The 15,562-nt window shown below is 71.9% G+C and carries 16 protein-coding genes; 12 read left to right on the top strand and 4 right to left on the bottom strand.

Annotated elements, in window-relative coordinates; translation table 11 throughout:
* The first annotated feature begins 17 nt into the window (after positions 1-17).
* The 5 genes from mqnE to AB0950_RS33715 all read left to right on the top strand — a co-directional run bounded on the left by mqnE (position 18) and on the right by AB0950_RS33715 (position 3,479).
* Positions 18-1,181: an aminofutalosine synthase MqnE gene (gene mqnE, locus AB0950_RS33695; protein ID WP_360159456.1), complete on the top strand. Its 1,164-nt coding sequence runs from the start codon at positions 18-20 to the stop codon at positions 1,179-1,181.
* A gap of 26 nt (positions 1,182-1,207) precedes the next feature.
* The gene (locus AB0950_RS33700; RefSeq protein WP_360159459.1) at positions 1,208-1,864 is read left to right on the top strand and encodes a UdgX family uracil-DNA binding protein; all 657 of its coding nucleotides are present in this window, start codon (positions 1,208-1,210) and stop codon (positions 1,862-1,864) included.
* A 16-nt stretch (positions 1,865-1,880) separates the two neighbouring features.
* On the top strand, positions 1,881-2,405 hold the full coding sequence (locus tag AB0950_RS33705; RefSeq protein ID WP_360159462.1) for a GNAT family N-acetyltransferase: 525 nt from the start codon (positions 1,881-1,883) through the stop codon (positions 2,403-2,405).
* An 89-nt stretch (positions 2,406-2,494) separates the two neighbouring features.
* A complete protein-coding gene (locus tag AB0950_RS33710) occupies positions 2,495-2,803 on the top strand; it encodes a DUF4229 domain-containing protein (protein ID WP_360159465.1) in 309 nt (102 codons plus the stop codon).
* Between the two features lie 10 nt (positions 2,804-2,813).
* The gene (locus tag AB0950_RS33715; protein WP_360159468.1) at positions 2,814-3,479 is read left to right on the top strand and encodes a TetR/AcrR family transcriptional regulator; all 666 of its coding nucleotides are present in this window, start codon (positions 2,814-2,816) and stop codon (positions 3,477-3,479) included.
* Here the strand turns inward: AB0950_RS33715 and AB0950_RS33720 are convergent.
* A complete protein-coding gene (locus AB0950_RS33720) occupies positions 3,476-4,288 on the bottom strand; it encodes a MaoC/PaaZ C-terminal domain-containing protein (protein WP_366780126.1) in 813 nt (270 codons plus the stop codon). The genes AB0950_RS33715 and AB0950_RS33720 overlap by 4 nt on opposite strands.
* Positions 4,289-4,556: 268 nt before the next feature.
* On the opposite strand from AB0950_RS33720, the gene AB0950_RS33725 reads away from it, so the two are divergent.
* Together AB0950_RS33725 and AB0950_RS33730 are read left to right on the top strand one after the other, a co-directional pair.
* Positions 4,557-6,482: an AMP-dependent synthetase/ligase gene (locus AB0950_RS33725; protein ID WP_366780157.1), complete on the top strand. Its 1,926-nt coding sequence runs from the start codon at positions 4,557-4,559 to the stop codon at positions 6,480-6,482.
* A gap of 161 nt (positions 6,483-6,643) precedes the next feature.
* Positions 6,644-7,528: a LysR family transcriptional regulator gene (locus AB0950_RS33730; RefSeq protein WP_360159474.1), complete on the top strand. Its 885-nt coding sequence runs from the start codon at positions 6,644-6,646 to the stop codon at positions 7,526-7,528.
* On the opposite strand, the gene AB0950_RS33735 is transcribed toward AB0950_RS33730, so the two are convergent.
* Complete coding sequence (locus AB0950_RS33735; RefSeq protein WP_366780127.1) at positions 7,476-7,952, bottom strand: ATP-binding protein; 477 nt, start codon at positions 7,950-7,952, stop codon at positions 7,476-7,478. The genes AB0950_RS33730 and AB0950_RS33735 overlap by 53 nt on opposite strands.
* Before the next feature lie 106 nt (positions 7,953-8,058).
* Here AB0950_RS33735 and AB0950_RS33740 point away from each other — a divergent pair, with 106 nt between their 5' ends.
* The 5 genes from AB0950_RS33740 (at position 8,059) to AB0950_RS33760 (ending at position 14,113) form a co-directional block, all read left to right on the top strand.
* The gene (locus tag AB0950_RS33740) at positions 8,059-8,913 is read left to right on the top strand and encodes a helix-turn-helix transcriptional regulator (RefSeq protein ID WP_360159616.1); all 855 of its coding nucleotides are present in this window, start codon (positions 8,059-8,061) and stop codon (positions 8,911-8,913) included.
* Complete coding sequence (locus AB0950_RS33745) at positions 8,910-9,179, top strand: DUF397 domain-containing protein (RefSeq protein ID WP_366780128.1); 270 nt, start codon at positions 8,910-8,912, stop codon at positions 9,177-9,179. Before AB0950_RS33740 ends, AB0950_RS33745 begins: the two co-directional genes overlap by 4 nt.
* Before the next feature lie 43 nt (positions 9,180-9,222).
* Positions 9,223-10,053, top strand: coding sequence for a hypothetical protein (locus AB0950_RS33750; RefSeq protein WP_360159483.1), 831 nt, complete (start codon positions 9,223-9,225; stop codon positions 10,051-10,053).
* A gap of 75 nt (positions 10,054-10,128) precedes the next feature.
* Positions 10,129-10,923 carry an AfsR/SARP family transcriptional regulator gene (locus AB0950_RS33755; RefSeq protein ID WP_360159485.1) on the top strand — a complete coding sequence of 265 codons (795 nt, stop codon included), beginning with the start codon at positions 10,129-10,131 and terminating at the stop codon, positions 10,921-10,923.
* A 142-nt stretch (positions 10,924-11,065) separates the two neighbouring features.
* A complete protein-coding gene (locus AB0950_RS33760) occupies positions 11,066-14,113 on the top strand; it encodes a BTAD domain-containing putative transcriptional regulator (RefSeq protein ID WP_360159488.1) in 3,048 nt (1,015 codons plus the stop codon).
* A 172-nt stretch (positions 14,114-14,285) separates the two neighbouring features.
* On the opposite strand, the gene AB0950_RS33765 is transcribed toward AB0950_RS33760, so the two are convergent.
* Together AB0950_RS33765 and AB0950_RS33770 are read right to left on the bottom strand one after the other, a co-directional pair.
* Positions 14,286-14,489 carry a hypothetical protein gene (locus AB0950_RS33765; protein ID WP_360159491.1) on the bottom strand — a complete coding sequence of 68 codons (204 nt, stop codon included), beginning with the start codon at positions 14,487-14,489 and terminating at the stop codon, positions 14,286-14,288.
* A 215-nt stretch (positions 14,490-14,704) separates the two neighbouring features.
* A complete protein-coding gene (locus AB0950_RS33770; RefSeq protein ID WP_360159494.1) occupies positions 14,705-15,379 on the bottom strand; it encodes a methyltransferase domain-containing protein in 675 nt (224 codons plus the stop codon).
* Positions 15,380-15,562: the final 183 nt, after the last annotated feature.

A 15,562-nucleotide genomic window follows, 5' to 3' on the forward strand; every position in this document is an offset into this window, starting at 1 on the left:
AGAAAGGGCGTGTTGGCATGGACGTCGGGCTCAAGCGCGAGCTGGAGGAGAAGGTCCGCTCCGGTGAGCGGCTGACCCGCGAGGACGGCGTCGCGCTGTACGAGTCGGACGACTTGGCGTGGCTCGGCGGCCTCGCGCACGAGGTGCGCACCCGCAAGAACGGTGACGTCGTGCACTTCAACGTCAACCGGCATCTCAACATGACCAACGTGTGCACGGCCTCCTGCGCCTACTGCTCCTTCCAGCGCAAGCCGGGGGAGAAGGACGCGTACACGATGCGCATCGAGGAGGCGGTGAAGCTCGCCCAGGCGATGGAGTCGGAGAACCTCACCGAGCTGCACATCGTCAACGGCCTGCACCCGAACCTGCCGTGGCGCTACTACCCGCGCTCGCTCAGGGAGCTGAAGAAGGCCCTGCCGAACGTGTCGCTGAAGGCGTTCACGGCGACCGAGATCCACCACTTCGAGACCATCTCCGGGCTGAGCGCGAGCGAGATCCTCGACGAGCTGATCGACGCGGGCCTGGAGTCGCTGACCGGTGGCGGCGCGGAGATCTTCGACTGGGAGGTCCGGCAGCACATCGTGGACCACAAGACCCACTGGGAGGACTGGTCCCGCATCCACCGCCTGGCGCACGAGAAGGGTCTGAAGACCCCGTGCACCATGCTGTACGGCCACATCGAGGAGCCCCGCCACCGGGTCGACCACGTGCTGCGGCTGCGCGAGCTGCAGGACGAGACCGGCGGCTTCCAGGTCTTCATCCCGCTGCGCTACCAGCACGACTTCGTGGACATGAAGGACGGCAAGGTCCGCAACCGCCTTCAGGCCCGTACGACGATGGCGACCGGCGCCGAGGCGCTGAAGACGTTCGCGGTGTCGCGGCTGCTGTTCGACAACGTCCCGCACGTGAAGGTCTTCTGGGTGATGCACGGGGTGCAGACCGCCCAGCTGGCCCTGCAGCACGGGGCGGACGACATGGACGGCTCGGTCGTCGAGTACAAGATCACCCACGACGCGGACAACTTCGGCACGCCGAACAAGCTGACCCGCGAGGACCTGCTGGAGCTGATCCGCGACGCCGGCTTCCGTCCGGTGGAGCGCAACACCCGGTACGAGATCATCCGCGAGTACGACGGCCCCGACCCGGCGCGCCGGGACTCGCCCCAGCCGATGCGCGTCTGACTTTTCAGCGGGGGTACCCGGGGGCCATGGCTGTCACCAAGGCCCCCGAGGACGCCTACACGGCGGAGCCCTTCGTCCCGGAAGGCGCCGGTCTCGCGGCCCTGCGCAAGGCCGCGGCCGACTGCCGTGGTTGCCCGCTGCACGAGAACGCCACCCAGACGGTGTTCGGCGCGGGCAACGCGCACGCGCGCGTGATGCTCGTCGGGGAGCAGCCCGGCGACCAGGAGGACCGGCAGGGCAAGCCGTTCGTCGGCCCGGCCGGCAAGCTGCTCGACAAGGCGCTCGCCGAGGCCGGGATCGACCCGGGGGACGCCTATGTGACCAACGCGGTCAAGCACTTCAAGTTCACCCAGGCCGAGCCGCGCAAGCGCCGGATCCACAAGGCGCCGAGCCTGCGGGAGATGACGGCCTGCGGGCCGTGGCTCGCGGCGGAGCTGGCGGTCGTCGAACCCGAGCTGATCGTCGTCCTCGGCGCCACCGCGGGCAAGGCGCTGCTCGGGTCCTCGTTCCGGGTGGGCGAGGTGCGCGGGTCCGTACTGGAACGGGAGATCCACGGCCGGCCCGAGCGGCTGGTGCCGACCGTCCATCCGTCGTCCGTGCTGCGGGCGCAGGACGAGGACCGCAGGGCCGCGTACGAGGGGCTGGTGGCCGACCTGAAAGTGGCTGCGCGCGCCCTGGGGTAATGGTTAGTATCGCCGTATGCCACTTACCTTCACCCTGGATCCCGCCATCACCCCTGCGCTGCGCGACGGCATCCTCGATCTGTGGACGGACGTCTCCGACGCGGGCGGCGCCGTCGGCTTCGTGCCGCCGGTGAGCCGGGAGGACGTCCGGCCCGAGCTGGTGAAGCACTTCGTGGCCATGGCCGAGGGACGGCACCGGCTGCTCGTCGGGTGCGACGAGACGGGCGCGCCGGCCGCGACCGCGTTCTTCGCCTTCAACACCCACCGACTGATGCGGCACTGGGTGTGGCTCTACACGGTGATGGTCCACCCGAAGCACCAGGGCAAGGGGTACGGCCGCGACCTGCTGGCCGCCGCAGCGGACGCGGCCCGCGGTTTCGACGGCATGGACGCGATACGGCTCACCTGCCGGGGCGGCCTCGGCCTGGAGCGGTTCTACGGCTCCTGCGGCTACAAGGAGGTCGGCCGCGTCCCCGGAGCCATCCGGGTGGCGCCCGGCGACGACCGCGACGACGTGATCATGCTCCTGCCGCTGCGCTGACGCCCCGCTGCCGACCCCCCTGCAAGATCTGTTGTCTGTCATGCTTCACTGGACGATGACCCTGTTTGGAATCGGACGACTGGATTGAGATGCTCCGCTACACGCTGATGCGCCTCGGCATCTTCGCCGGCTGCCTCGTCGTCGTCTGGGGAGCCGTCTACTCCGGCATCTTCCCGCGCGGCTTCGGCGACTCCAACGGCCTGTGGGTGCTGCTGCTCGCCCTGATCCTCTCGGCGCCGATCAGCTGGGTGGTGCTGCGCAAGGAGCGGGAGCGCGCCTCGGTGCAGATCGTGAACAGGGTGGACCGGATGAAGGCCAACCTGGACGCCAACCGCAGCCAGGAGGACATCGCCGACGACGCCGCGCGGGCGCAGGGCGGCGCAGCCGCGTCCAACTAGTCTTGCCCCCATGGGCGGGGCGAGGACCAGGCGGATGCCGCGGGCGGTGCGCGAGCAGCAGATGCTCGACGCCGCGGTACGGATTTTCGGCCGGCGCGGCTACACGGCCGCCTCCATGGACGAGATAGCCGAACTCGCCGGTGTCTCCAAGCCGTTGGTCTATCTCTACCTGAACTCCAAGGAAGACCTCTTCACCGCCTGCGTCCGGCGTGAGGCCGCCGCCCTGACGGAGGCCGTGCGCGCCGGGATCCGCAACGACCTGCCCGCCGACCGGCAACTCTGGGACGGCCTCCGGGCGTTCTTCGCGCACACCGCCGAGCACCCCGACGCCTGGTCCGTGCTGCACCTGCAGGCCCGTACGCACGGGGAGCCCTTCGCGGCCGAGGTCGCCGCGATGCGCGCGGAGATCGTCGCGTTCGTGACCCGGCTGTTCGCGGCCGCGGCACGACAGGCCCACGGCGACCCCGACCTGCCCGAGCGCGAGGTCGCGGGCCTGGCCGAGGCACTGGTGGGCGCGGCGGAGTCGCTGGCCGCGTGGGCCAACGCGACGCCCGGTGTCACCGCGAGCCAGGCGGCGGCCACCCTGATGAACTTCGCGTGGTCGGGACTGGGCGGTCTGCTGTCCGGCCGCCGGTGGACGCCGCCGGCGACCGCAGAGCACCCCGGCGGCGCCTAGCTCACCTCACCGCACAGGTGCAGCCGGCCGTCGTCACCCCGCAGCTCGAACCGGCCGGAGCGGTCCGCCCCGTAAGCCACCACCCCGGGCAGCAGCACCGGCGCCAGGAACCGGACCCGCACCCGTGTCCCGCCGGAGGCGTCCGCCGCCAGACAGCGGGCCGCCGTCCACATCCCGTGCGCGATGACCCGGGGAAAGCCGAAGAGCCGGGCGGTGAACGGGTACAGATGGATGGGATTGCGGTCGCCGGACACGGCGCCGTACCGCCGCCCGATGTCCCCGCCCAGCCGCCACTCGGCGACGACGGGCAGCGGGCCCGGCTGCTCGTCCCGGGCGCCGGCGGCCCCGCTGGTCCGGTGCCGCGCGAGATACGTGCTGCGCGACTCCCATACGACCTGTCCGGCGGCCCGCATGTCGGTGGCCACCGTGACTTCGGTGCCGCGCCGGTGCGGGGCCAGGCCCTCGATGCGCACGGCGAGTTCGTACTCCCCGGCCGCCGGGAGCGGGGCGTGCCGGGTGATCTCGATCGACGTGTGGACGAGACCGAGCAGGGGCAGCGGGAAGGCCGGGTCGGTCATCAGCCGCATGGCCAGGGGGAAGCCGAGGACGTGCGGATAGGTGACCGGGAGGTCGCCGTGGTCGGTGGGGAAGCCGCAGACGCGCTCGTAGGCGGCCAGCCGGTGCTGGTCGACCCGTACACCGGGCCGCACCAGCCGGGTGCGGGGGAAGCCGGCCCCGGGGGAGGGCCGTTTGAACGGGGATCGCAGCGCGCCGCGTACCAGTAGCAAGCCGAGACCGTCGGCTGTCATGTCCTGCCCCCACCGCTTACTCTGGAGTAAGTTACCGGCGGTAATGCTACGTCACAAGGGAGTCGGCGCTCAAACGTGAGCCTCCCTCGCATAACCCCCGAGGTTGCACACCCCCGGCCCCGGACCACCCCCGAACCCGCACAACCCCCTCACGGCCGACCCGTACCATCACCTCCCTAACCTGCGGTAACCCCTTTTTCGTCGAGGCGCCGCAGGTGCACGTACGCCACAGGAGCCGCCCGTGTCCAGCCCGTTCCCGAACACCCCCGTGTCCCCCGGGCCCACCGTCTCCGCCACCGACTACGACGGCCGGCCGGTCCTCGTGGAGCCCTGGGTCCAGCGGCTGGACGGCGCCGTGCGGGAGGTGTCCGTGCCGCCGTTCGCACCCCCGGTCAAGCACGGCTCGCTCGCGGACCTGCCGTTCGACAACGCGGACGCCGCCCCCGCCGCCGTGGTGCTCAGCCGCAGGCAACACGACGGCCGCTGGCGGGACGTCACGGCCGCCCACTTCGCCGAACAGGTCCTCGCCGTGGCCAAGGGGCTGATCGCCGAGGGGCTGACGCCGGGCGACCGGATCGCCGTCATGGCGCGTACGCGGTACGAGTGGACGCTGCTCGACTTCGCCGCCTGGGCCGCCGGCCTGGTCACCGTGCCGGTCTACCCCACCTCCTCGGTGTTCCAGACCCGGTGGATCCTGCACGACTCCGGCGCGGTCGCCCTGATCACCGAGACCGCCGCCCAGGCCGCCGCCATCGGCCCCGAACTCCAGCACCTGCCCGACCTGCGCCATCTGTGGGTGATGGAGAAGGACCACGTGACCCGGCTCGCCGAGGCCGGTGTGCAGGTGCCGGACGCGGAAGTCGCCGTACGGCGCGGCATGCTGGGCCCCGACACCATCGCCACCCTCATCTACACCTCCGGCACCACCGGCCGCCCCAAGGGCTGCGCGCTCTCGCACGGCAACTTCTTCGCCGAGGTCGACAACGCCGTCGAACTGCTCCACCCGGTCTTCAAGGCCAAGGACGAGATCCCGTCCGTCCTGCTCTTCCTGCCGATGTCCCATGTCTTCGGGCGCATGGTGGCCATCGCCTGCGTCCGGGCCCGGGTCCGCCTCGGACACGCACCGAGCCTGGCCGCCGAGGATCTGCTGCCGGACCTCGCCGCCTTCAGGCCGACCTGCCTGCTGACCATCCCGTACATGCTGGAGAAGATCTACAACTCGGCCCGCGCGAAGGCCGAGTCGAGCGGCCGGGGCGCGGTCTTCGACCGGGCCGCGGCGGTCGCCGTCCGCTACGGCGAGGCGCTGGAGGCCCGGCAGACCGGCGCCGGCAGCGGTCCGGGCCGCTCCCTGAAGACGGCGCGCACCTTCTACGACCCGCTGGTCTACCGCAAGATCCGCACCGCCATGGGCGGCCGGGTGCGGCACGTCATCTGCGGCGGCTCCCCGCTCGGCCGGCGCCTCGCCGCGTTCTACGCGGGCGCCGGCATCGAGATCTTCGAGGGCTACGGCCTGACCGAGACCACCGCCGCCACGACCGTCACCCCGCCGCTCAAACCCCGCCTGGGCACGGTCGGCTGGCCGCTGCCCGGCACCCGCGTGCGCATCGCCGCCGACGGCGAGATCCTCGTCTCCGGCGACCATGTGCTGCGCGGCTACTGGGACCCGCAGGCCGGCGGCGTCGTCCCCGCGACCCGGGACGGCTGGCTGCCGACCGGCGACCTCGGCGAGCTGGACGACGAGGGCTATCTGACCATCACCGGCCGCAAGAAGGAGCTGCTGATCACCTCGGGCGGCAAGTCGGTGGCCCCGGCGCCGCTGGAGAACTGGCTGCGCCAGCACCCGCTGATCTCCCAGGTGATGCTGGTCGGCGACGACCGCCCGTACATCGCGGCCCTCATCACGCTCGACCCCGACGGCATCGTGCACTGGCGCCAGATGATCGGCAAGCACCCGGTGCCGCCCGAACTGCTCGTCGGCGACCCGGAGCTGGAGGCTGTCCTGCAGCGTGCCATCGACGAGGCCAACAAGCTGGTGTCCCGCCCCGAGTCCATCCGCCGCTTCACCGTCCTGCCGACGGACTTCACCGAGGAGGCCGGGCACCTCACCCCGTCGATGAAACTGCGCCGCGCGCAGATCACGGCCGACTTCGCGACCGAGGTGGAGGCCCTGTACGGCCCGGACACCGGGCCCTGAGCAGGCCGAGGACCCTCACCTGAGGGTCGGCACCCGCTCCTCGCGCGCGGAGCGGGTTGCCGCCCGGGCCGGCCGTGTCCCGTCAGTGATCCTCGTACGGCCCCTGACATCCAGTCAATCCTTGGGTTTGCTGTCCAGACCCAAGGGACAGCTTGGGTGTTGTGACCCTCGACGACCTCCGTGTGTTCGTGGCCGTGTGCCGCGCCGGCAGCCTCAGTTCCGTCGCCCGGGACCTCGGCTGCACCCAGTCCGCCGTCAGCCAGCACGTCAAGCGCCTGGAGCGGGAGACGGGGGTCGCGCTGCTGGAACGGCTGCCCAGGGGCGTCCTGCCGACCCAGGCCGGGCGGATACTGGAAGCCGCCGCCGCGGAGGGCATCTCCGGACTCGACATCGCCGTACGGCGACTGCGCGACCTGGTGGACGGCCACAGCGGGTACGTCCGCGTCGCCACCGGCGCCACCACCGTCCGGCACTTCATGTCCGAGGCGGTGGTCGCCTTCCGCCGCCGCCACCCCCGGGTCAGCCTGGAGTTCCGCACGGTCAGTTCGGGACGCGGCACCTTCGACGCCCTCGCCGACGGCACCCTGGACCTTGCCTGGATCACCGTCGGCTCCCCGGTGCGCGGCATCGAGCAGCGGACGGTCGCCGAACTGCCCTGGGTGCTCGCCGTCGCCGCCGACGACCCCCTCGCCGGGCGCACCCGCCTCGACGCGGCCGACCTCACCGGCGTACGGCTCATCCGGCTGCCCCCGAACTCCACCTCGGCCGTCCACCTCGACGCGGCCTGCACCGAGCTGGGCGTCCGCTTCACCTACGACACGAGCGTCGCCGACTGGGACACGGCACTGCTCCTCGCCGAGCTGGGCGTGGGCCGGGCCGTCGTCCCCGCCGTACCCGGCCTTCCCGTGCCGGTGGTGGGCGAGCTGCGGCTCGTCCCGCTGCCCGGCCTGCGGCCCCTGCCCGTCGGCTGGGCCGTCCGCCGCTGGGACGCCCTCAGCCCTCCGGCACGGGCGTTCGCCGACACGGTCGCCGCTGCCGCGGGCTGAGCGGGAGTTCCGCCCAGACCGTCTTGCCGACGGTGCGCTCGGTGACGCCCCACCGCGCCGAGAGGACGAGGACGATCACGAGCCCACGCCCGTGCTCGTCCTCCGCCCCGCCCTCCAGGAACCGCGGCGCCTTGTCCCCCCGGGCGTCGCTCACCTCGATACGCAAGGTGTCCTTCTCCGCCGGCAGCCGCAGCCGCAACTCGAAGTCCCGGCCGGGCACGCGACCGTGGGTGACGGCGTTCGCCGCCAGCTCCGACACCAGCAGCTGAGCGGTGCCGTTCTGGTCGCTGTCATGGGGATACCCCCAGGTGGCGAGCTGCTGAGCGGTGAGCCGACGGGCCAGCCGCGCGCCGAGAGGCGTGGCACTGAGGCGCTGGAAGAGTTCGGTGGCGTCAGTTGCGGGGGTGGAGATTTCTGCGTTCACGTCACCGAGAGTGGTCGGTTCTCCCTACGCTGACCAGGGGATGCCTTGCGACTGAGCGTAGTCGTACGGGTGCGAAAGGTTTGGTGTACGGGAGTCGGAGGTGACGGTGGAGGAACGGAGGCCGGAGACGCCCGCCGAGGCCAACGGATCGGCGACTGTCTTCGTCGTACTGGGTAAGCAGTTGAAGTTGCTGAGGGAGAAGGCGGGGCTGAACCAACGGGAGTTCGGAGATCTGGTGGGGTACGGCCCCGACCAGATCTCGGCCATGGAACGAGGGGTCCGGACGCCGAGGCCGGAGTTCCTGAAGAAGGCGGACGACTTCCTCAACGCGGGCGGGCTGTTCATCGAGGTCATCCCGCAGGTGGAGGAGGCCATGAGCAGGGCGCGGACGCGACATCCGGAGTGGTACCGGAGCTATGCGGCGATGGAGGCGGAGGCGGTGGAGCTGCACTTCTATGCGAATCAGGCGATGCCGGGCCTCTTGCAGACCAAGTCCTACGCTCAGGCCGTATTCCGGCAGCGGCGCCCGTTCCTGAGTGAGGAGACCATCGAGAAGCGGGTGGCCGACAGGCTCTCCCGGCAGCAGGTCTTCGACCGGTGGCCCCCACCCATCGTGAGCTACGTGCTTGAGGAAGTCCTGCTGGATCGGCCGATCGGAGGGGTAGCCATCTTCAGGGACCAGCTGTGCAATTTGCTGCGGGTAGGCGACATGCGCAACGTCGAGATCCAGGTGATGCCGACGCGCTGCGAGGAACACCCCAATCTGGACAGCGCGTTCAACCTTCTGGTCCCCAAGGGGCATGGACAGGTGGCCTACATGGAGGCCCAGGGCTTCCCGCAGCTCGTCACCGACCGGGAGGAGGTCCGGAAGGTCGCCGACCGCTATGGGATCATGCGCGCAATGGCGCTCAGTCCCATGGAGTCCCGCTCCCTGATCGCGCAGAAGCTGGAGGAGCTATGAGCATCAGGAACCACACGTGGTTCAAGTCCAGCTACAGCAGCGGCGAAGGCGGTGAATGCGTCGAACTCGCCTACACCTGGCACAAGTCCACCCACAGCGACGGCGAGGGCGGCGAATGCCTCGAAGTGGCTCTCCACCCCACCGCCATCCACATCCGTGACTCCAAAACCCCCACCACCCCCCACCTCACCGTCAGCCCCGCGGCATGGTTGGCCTTCCTCTCCTCGGGAACCGACCGGGACCGGATCGGTAACCGCCGTTCGTAGCCTGCCTTTCCACCCTCGCCGACTCCTCCCCCCGAGCAGAGGCATGAAAGAAGACAACGACGTTCGCCGGATCTTCCTGCTGAACCCGGACCGGCGTCTCCTCCGTGAAGCCGCGCGGACCGGTGTCCAGGTCCGGTCCGCCGAGGCCGACCCGCTCGACGAGCGGGCGCTGCGGCCCGTACTGGACGAGGCCGCCGCGGCCGGGCTGTTCGTCAACCCGGCCCGGTCCCTGCGGGTGCTCGCCGACCCGGAGGCCGTACGGCGGCTCGTGCGTGACAACCGGCTGTCGCCGGACGCCGCCGGGCCCGCCGCCGGCGGCACGCGGCTCAGCGTGGAGACGCTCAGCGTGCACGGGATGCACCAGACCGTGGGGATCACGGCCCGCATGCCGTACGGGCTGCTGTACCCGGCGCCGCTGACGGAGGACACCGCGGCCGAGGTGCGGGCCGTGGTGACCGCCCTGCTGGACCTGACCGGATACCAGTACGGGCCGGCGCACACGAACGTCGTGCTGACCGCCCGCGGGCCGGTGATCACCGGCTGCCGTGCGGAACTGGCCAGGGACCCGGTGCCGGAGCTGCTCGAGGTCGCGGGCGGGTTCGAGCTGGCGGCCGGGGCCGTGGCGGTGCTGGCCGGCCGGCTGGTGGACACGGTCCGGCCGGGCCGGTACGCGGCGGCGGCCGTGCTGAACCCGCCGTGGCGGCTGGAGACCGGGGAGGTCGGCGTGCTGCCGCACGTGCGGCACGTGTCACCACCGGACTCGCTGCGCCCCGGGCATCTCGTCGTGCACGCGGACTCGCCCGAGGTGGCGGCCCAGCGGGTGACCTCCCTGACGGAGCTGGTCACCGGGAACGGATCGGGAACGAACCGGTAGAGCCGCGCCCCACTGTTGATACGTCGCCGGAATCAGGACGACGACGCCAGCGACGTCGACAGGAGGCCGAGTCAGATGCTGAAGTTCTCGATCCTCGGGGCACTGCAGATCCGCACCGTGTCCGGGCCCGCGGAGATCTCCGGCGATCTGCAGCGCGTCCTCGTGCAGACCCTGCTGGTCAGCGAGAGCCGCCCGGTGTCGGGGGAGAGCCTGGTCGAGGAGATGTGGGGCGAGGCCGTACCCGACAACCAGGCGAACGCGCTGCAGGCGCACGTCAGCAGGCTGCGCCGCAAGCTGCGCGCGCTGGAGCCGGACCGGCCGGCCTCCCGGGTCACCATCCACCCCTCCGGCTACCGGCTCGTCGTCAGTGACGGGGAGCTGGACGCGGCCGAGTTCGTCGGGGCGGTACGGCAGGCGGAGTCGGCGTCGCCCGACGACGCGGCGCGCGTGGCCCGGCTGCTCGGCGAGGCGCTCGGCCTGTGGCGCGGTCCCGTCTTCGGCGGCTTCCCCGGCGGAACCCTGTGCCAGCTGGCCGGGGCCCGCTACGAGGAGTACCGGATGCGCGCCATGGAGCTGCGCTTCGACGCCGAGCTGCGGCTCGGCCACCACGCGGCCGTGCTCGCCGAACTGGCCGAGGCGCACACCAACCACCCGCTGCGCGAACGCTTCTGCGAGCAGCTGATGGTCGCCCTGTACGGCTCGGGCCGCCAGGCCGACGCCCTCGACGTCTTCCGGCGCATGCGCGGCCGGCTCGACACGGAACTGGGCATCGAGCCGTCCCCGGCGCTGCGCAAGGTGGAGAGCGCCATCCTCCGCCACGATCCGGCACTTGCCCCGGACATGGGCCCGGCCCTGCTTCAACTGGCTTGAAAACAGCGCCCGTCCGGCTCGTACCGAGAGACGTCGGGCGGTAGCGTGGAGAAGCCTTCACGCGCCTGCCGGCTCGGGTACAACCTAGGATTGGCCCGAACGTCTCGGGCTGGGCGACGAAACGTAGCGGGGGGAACGGTACGTGGAATCGGCGGCATTGGGCCATCCTGTCGTACGGTTCAACATCCTCGGCCCGCTGGAAGGCTGGCACGGTGAGCACCGGGTGCGACTGGGCAGCCCCACACAGGAACGGGTGCTCGTCACCCTGCTGCTGGAGCAGGGCCGGATGGTGCCGCTCAGCCGGCTGGTGACCGCCGCCTGGGACGAGGAGCCGCCGCAGACCGCGGGCCACCAGGTCCGCAAGGCCGTCGCCGCGCTGCGCACCCGCGTCCCGGACGGCTCCCGGCTGATCGTCACGGACGGCCCCGGATACCGCGCCGTCCTCGGCGAACACCAGCTGGACCTGCACGAGTTCGGACAGTGGTCCCGGCAGGCCCGGCAGGCGATGGCCGACGGCCGGCCCGAGGAGGCGGTCGGCCATCTGCGGGCCTGCCTGGACCTGTGGCGCGGCCCGGTCATGGCCGGCGCCGGCGGCACGGTGATCTCCGCCGCCTCCCTGGCGCTGGAGGAGCGCCACATGGCGATCGCCGAGCAGTACTACGAGCTCCAGCTCGAACGCGGCCAGTCCGGCGAACTCATCGGCCCGCTCCGGGAGCTGGTGACCGCGCACCCGCTGCGGGAGACCCTGCGCGGCCGCCTGATGCTGGCCCTGTACCGGGCCGGCCGGCAGGCGGAGGCGCTGGAGGAGTTCGGCCGGGTGCGCGAGCTGCTCGTGGAGGAGCTGGGCATCGACCCGGGCGTCGAACTGACCGGGCTGTACGAGGCGATCCTGCGCGACAGCCCCGAGGTCGCCCCCCGCCTGCCGCAGTCCGTGGCCGACCGCGCCGCCCTGCTGCTGCCGGCCCCGCTCGCCCGGACCACCGGTCCCGAGGCCGCGCCCTGCACCCTGCCCTACGACCTGCCCGACTTCACCGGCCGGGACGAGGAACTGGCCCGCCTGCTCGAGGTGGGCCGGGCCCCGGCGAGCGGGGGCACCCGGATCATCGGGGTGGACGGCATGGGCGGCAGCGGCAAGACCGCCCTCGCCGTGCACGCCGCCCATCTGCTCGCCGCCGACTACCCCGACGGGCAGCTCTTCGTCGACCTGCGCGGTTTCAGCCCCGGCGAGAAGGCCCAGGAACCGGGCGCCGTGCTGCACTCGCTGCTGCGCACCCTGGGCGTCCCCGACGAGCGCATTCCGGACGACCTGGAACGGCGTACCACCTTGTGGAGAACCGTTTCCGCGCAGCGGAAGCTGCTGCTCGTCCTCGACAACGCCGCGGGCGCCGCCCAGGTACGGCCCCTGCTGCCCGCCTCCGAGGACTGCCTCGCCGTCCTCACCGGCCGGGTCCGCATGCTCGACCTCGACGGCGCCGAGTGGCTCTCCCTCGGACTGCTCTCCGCCGACGACAGCGTCACCCTGCTCACCCGCATGCTCGGCGCCGACCGCACCGGCGCCGAACCCCAGGCCGTCGCCCGGCTCGCCGGCCTGTGCGGCGGGCTGCCCCTCGCGCTGCGCGTCACCACCGCCCGGCTGCGCAACCGGCCCCGCTGGACCGTGCAGTACCTGGTCGACCGGCTCGCCGACGAGACCCGGCGGCTGCGTGAGCTGAGCGCGGGGGAGCGCAGCGTCGAGGCCACGCTCCGGCTGTCGTACCAGGCCATGGAGCAGGAGCAGCGCGCCGCCTTCCGGCTGCTCGGGCTGCACCCCGGCAGCGCCATCGACGTCCACTCGGCCGCCGCCCTGCTCGGCGCCGCCGCCCATGACGCCGAGGACGTCCTGGAGGACCTGCTCGACGCGCATCTGCTGGAACAGCACGAGGCGGGGCTGTACGGCTTCCACGACCTGGTGCGGACGTACGCGATGAGCGTGCGGGAGGCGGAGGACGACGCGGAGGGCGCGGTCGAGCGGCTCGTCACGTACTACACGCTCGCCACCGACCAGGCCTGCGAGATCCTCTTCCCCGGCCGCAACCGCTACGGCGACGTGCCCGAGCCGGGCGCGGCCGAACTGCCGCGCCTGGACGACGACGAGCAGGCGCTGTGCTGGTTCGACCGGGAGCACGAGGCGCTGCTCGCGGTCGTCGCCCAGGCGGGCACGCACGGCATGCACCGCACCGCCGCGCTCCTCGCCCGCAACGTGCTCTTCTACCTCCATCTGCGCGGCCACTACCAGGAGTTCCGGGTCGTCAACCGGGTCGCGGTGACCGCCTGCCGGCAGCTCGACGACCCGGTGCTGCTGAGCCTGAGCCTGTGCAACCTGGCCGTGGGCCAGTGGTGGCTCGGCGACTTCCACGACGGCATCACCACCGCCCAGGAGGCCCTGGAACTCGTCCACGGCACCGATCCGCGCACCCGCGCCTTCAGCATCGAGGTGCTCGGCCTGCTGCACGGGGCGCTCGGCGACTTCGACGAGGCCCGCGCCTACCTCGCCCAGGGCATCGCCCTGCACCGGGAGCTGGGCATGGACCGGGCGGAGGCGGAGGCGCTGGTCAACCTCAGCACCGTACAGACCTGGTCGGGCCACTACGCCGAAGGCGCCTCGCTCGCCGCCCGCGCCACCGAGCTGAACCGGCGCCTCGGCGAACGCAACCACGAGATCTCCTCGCTGGCCTGGCTGGCGCTGGCCCACTTCGGCCTCGGCGAGGACGAACGGGCCCGGGCCTGCCTGTCCCAGGCGCTCGAACTGTGCGACGAGTCCCGCCAGCCGGGCAACGTGGCCTTCGTCCTCGCCCACTGGGCCCGCGTCTGCCAGCGCTTCGGCGAGGTGACCCTGGCCGCGGAACACGCCGAGCGCGCCCTGGACCTGGTCGCCACCGGCGGCACGGTCCTGCGCCAGTCGTCGGTGGTGAACGTGGTGGGCGCGGTCCACCTGCGGGCGGGAGCGGCCGACCGCGCCATGGAACTCCACCGCCGCGCCCACGAACTGGCCACCCGCCTCGGCTACCGCATCGAAATCGCCCGCGCCCTGCACGGCATGGCCGAGGCGGCCGAGGCCCTGGGCGACGGCAGGACGGCGTCCCGGCACCTGCGGGCGGCTCAGGCGCTGTACGACGCGATGGGGGTCACGGAGGCGGGGCGGCGGTTGTAGGGAGGGGATCAGGGCCGGCCGATGGCCGGTGATCTCGGTGTACTCGGTGTTCTCGGTGTTCTCGTGGAAACGGCACCGGCCGGGGGGTGAGCCCGGTCGGTGCCGTTGGCGTTGCGCTGACCGGTGCGCGGGGCGCGGGGCGGTCAGGGGCCGACGCTGGACGCTGGGCGCGTCAGCGTGCGACGACGAAGGGGTCGCGGTCGTCCGCCAGGGCCGGGCCGGGGTGCGCCGGGTGACCGGTGAGGTCCGCGGCGACGCGCACGAGCGGGCCCGGCACACCGGCCGCCGGAACTGCCGCCGCGGCGCCGAGCGCGATGACGCCCGTGCCGGTGAGCGCGACCAGAACCGTCTTCGTACGCGATGCGATGGAACGCATGTGGAAACCCCCTGGAAGAGACGGATCGGTGACGGATCACAGGAGCGGATCGTCATCCGGCCGCCGGCTGCTTCCCGGCGACGCGACTGATGCTCTTGGTCGCCGATCCCCATGCCTTCCCCGCTGGTTCCCGGAGCAGGTCAGCCCACCGGTACTCCTGGTTTCAAGTGATTCTCGAGTGGTCCTCGAGCGTTTCTCGAGCGATTCTCAAGCGCTCAAAATCGCTCTTGCGCGCCTGCCGGGCCGGAGTGTTTACGGGCGAACAGGAAGGCCTGCGGGCCGGACTCCCCGGCCCGCTCCTCCGATGCGCGCACGGTGCTGGAGCCGAGCGCGAACCCGGCGTCCTCCAGCAGCTCGGCGATCCGCTCGGGACGGCGCCGGTGGAAGTCCAGGACGACGGGGTGACCCCACGGCTGGTCGTGCCGCCGTGTCTCCTCGCCCACCTGGAAGGCGAGGAGCAGGTGTCCGCCGGGCCTCAGCACCCGGTGGAACTCGGCGAACAGAGCGGGCAGTTCGCCGACGGGGGTGTGGATGGTCGAGTACCAGGAGACGGCGCCGGCGAGCGAACCGTCGGCGAGGTCCAGGTCCAGCATCGAGCCCTGCTGGAAGCGCAGTTCCGGGTGACGGCGGCGGGCGACGGCGAGCATCGACTCGGACAGGTCGATCCCGAAGACGTCGACACCGAGGGAGGCGAGATACGCGGTGGCCACGCCGGTCCCACACCCGAGGTCGGCGACGCCTCCCCCGTCCCCCACCATCTCGGCGAACCCACCGAGCAGGGCCCGCTCCAACGGCCTCTCCCGCAGGTGATCCCGGAACTGCTCGGCGTAGTCCTCGGCTACGGCGTCGTAGAAGGTACGGGTGGCAACAAGAAAGTCATCCTCGATCACGCCGCGCGACGCTACAGCCCAGCACCGACACCGCCCTTCGCCAGCCTCACCCGCAACCCGCCCACCGAGCCGGAACTTCCCAACCGAGTCGGGCGGGCGGGTGGGTAAGCGCGCGCCGATCACGACCCGCACCCACGCGCCCGCATCCGCCTCCGAAGGGATCCTCTTCAACCGACCGAGTCG

It is taken from the genome of Streptomyces sp. NPDC007189 (assembly GCF_040703635.1).
Taxonomy (GTDB): Bacteria; Actinomycetota; Actinomycetes; order Streptomycetales; family Streptomycetaceae; genus Streptomyces.

Coding starts and splice junctions, on each gene's coding strand:
- mqnE (WP_360159456.1), top strand. CDS start 18: ATGGACGTCGGGCTCAAGCGCGAGCTGGAGGAGAAGGTCCGCTCCGGT.
- AB0950_RS33700 (WP_360159459.1), top strand. CDS start 1,208: ATGGCTGTCACCAAGGCCCCCGAGGACGCCTACACGGCGGAGCCCTTC.
- AB0950_RS33705 (WP_360159462.1), top strand. CDS start 1,881: ATGCCACTTACCTTCACCCTGGATCCCGCCATCACCCCTGCGCTGCGC.
- AB0950_RS33710 (WP_360159465.1), top strand. CDS start 2,495: ATGCTCCGCTACACGCTGATGCGCCTCGGCATCTTCGCCGGCTGCCTC.
- AB0950_RS33715 (WP_360159468.1), top strand. CDS start 2,814: ATGGGCGGGGCGAGGACCAGGCGGATGCCGCGGGCGGTGCGCGAGCAG.
- AB0950_RS33720 (WP_366780126.1), bottom strand. CDS start 4,288: ATGACAGCCGACGGTCTCGGCTTGCTACTGGTACGCGGCGCGCTGCGA.
- AB0950_RS33745 (WP_366780128.1), top strand. CDS start 8,910: ATGAGCATCAGGAACCACACGTGGTTCAAGTCCAGCTACAGCAGCGGC.
- AB0950_RS33750 (WP_360159483.1), top strand. CDS start 9,223: ATGAAAGAAGACAACGACGTTCGCCGGATCTTCCTGCTGAACCCGGAC.
- AB0950_RS33755 (WP_360159485.1), top strand. CDS start 10,129: ATGCTGAAGTTCTCGATCCTCGGGGCACTGCAGATCCGCACCGTGTCC.
- AB0950_RS33765 (WP_360159491.1), bottom strand. CDS start 14,489: ATGCGTTCCATCGCATCGCGTACGAAGACGGTTCTGGTCGCGCTCACC.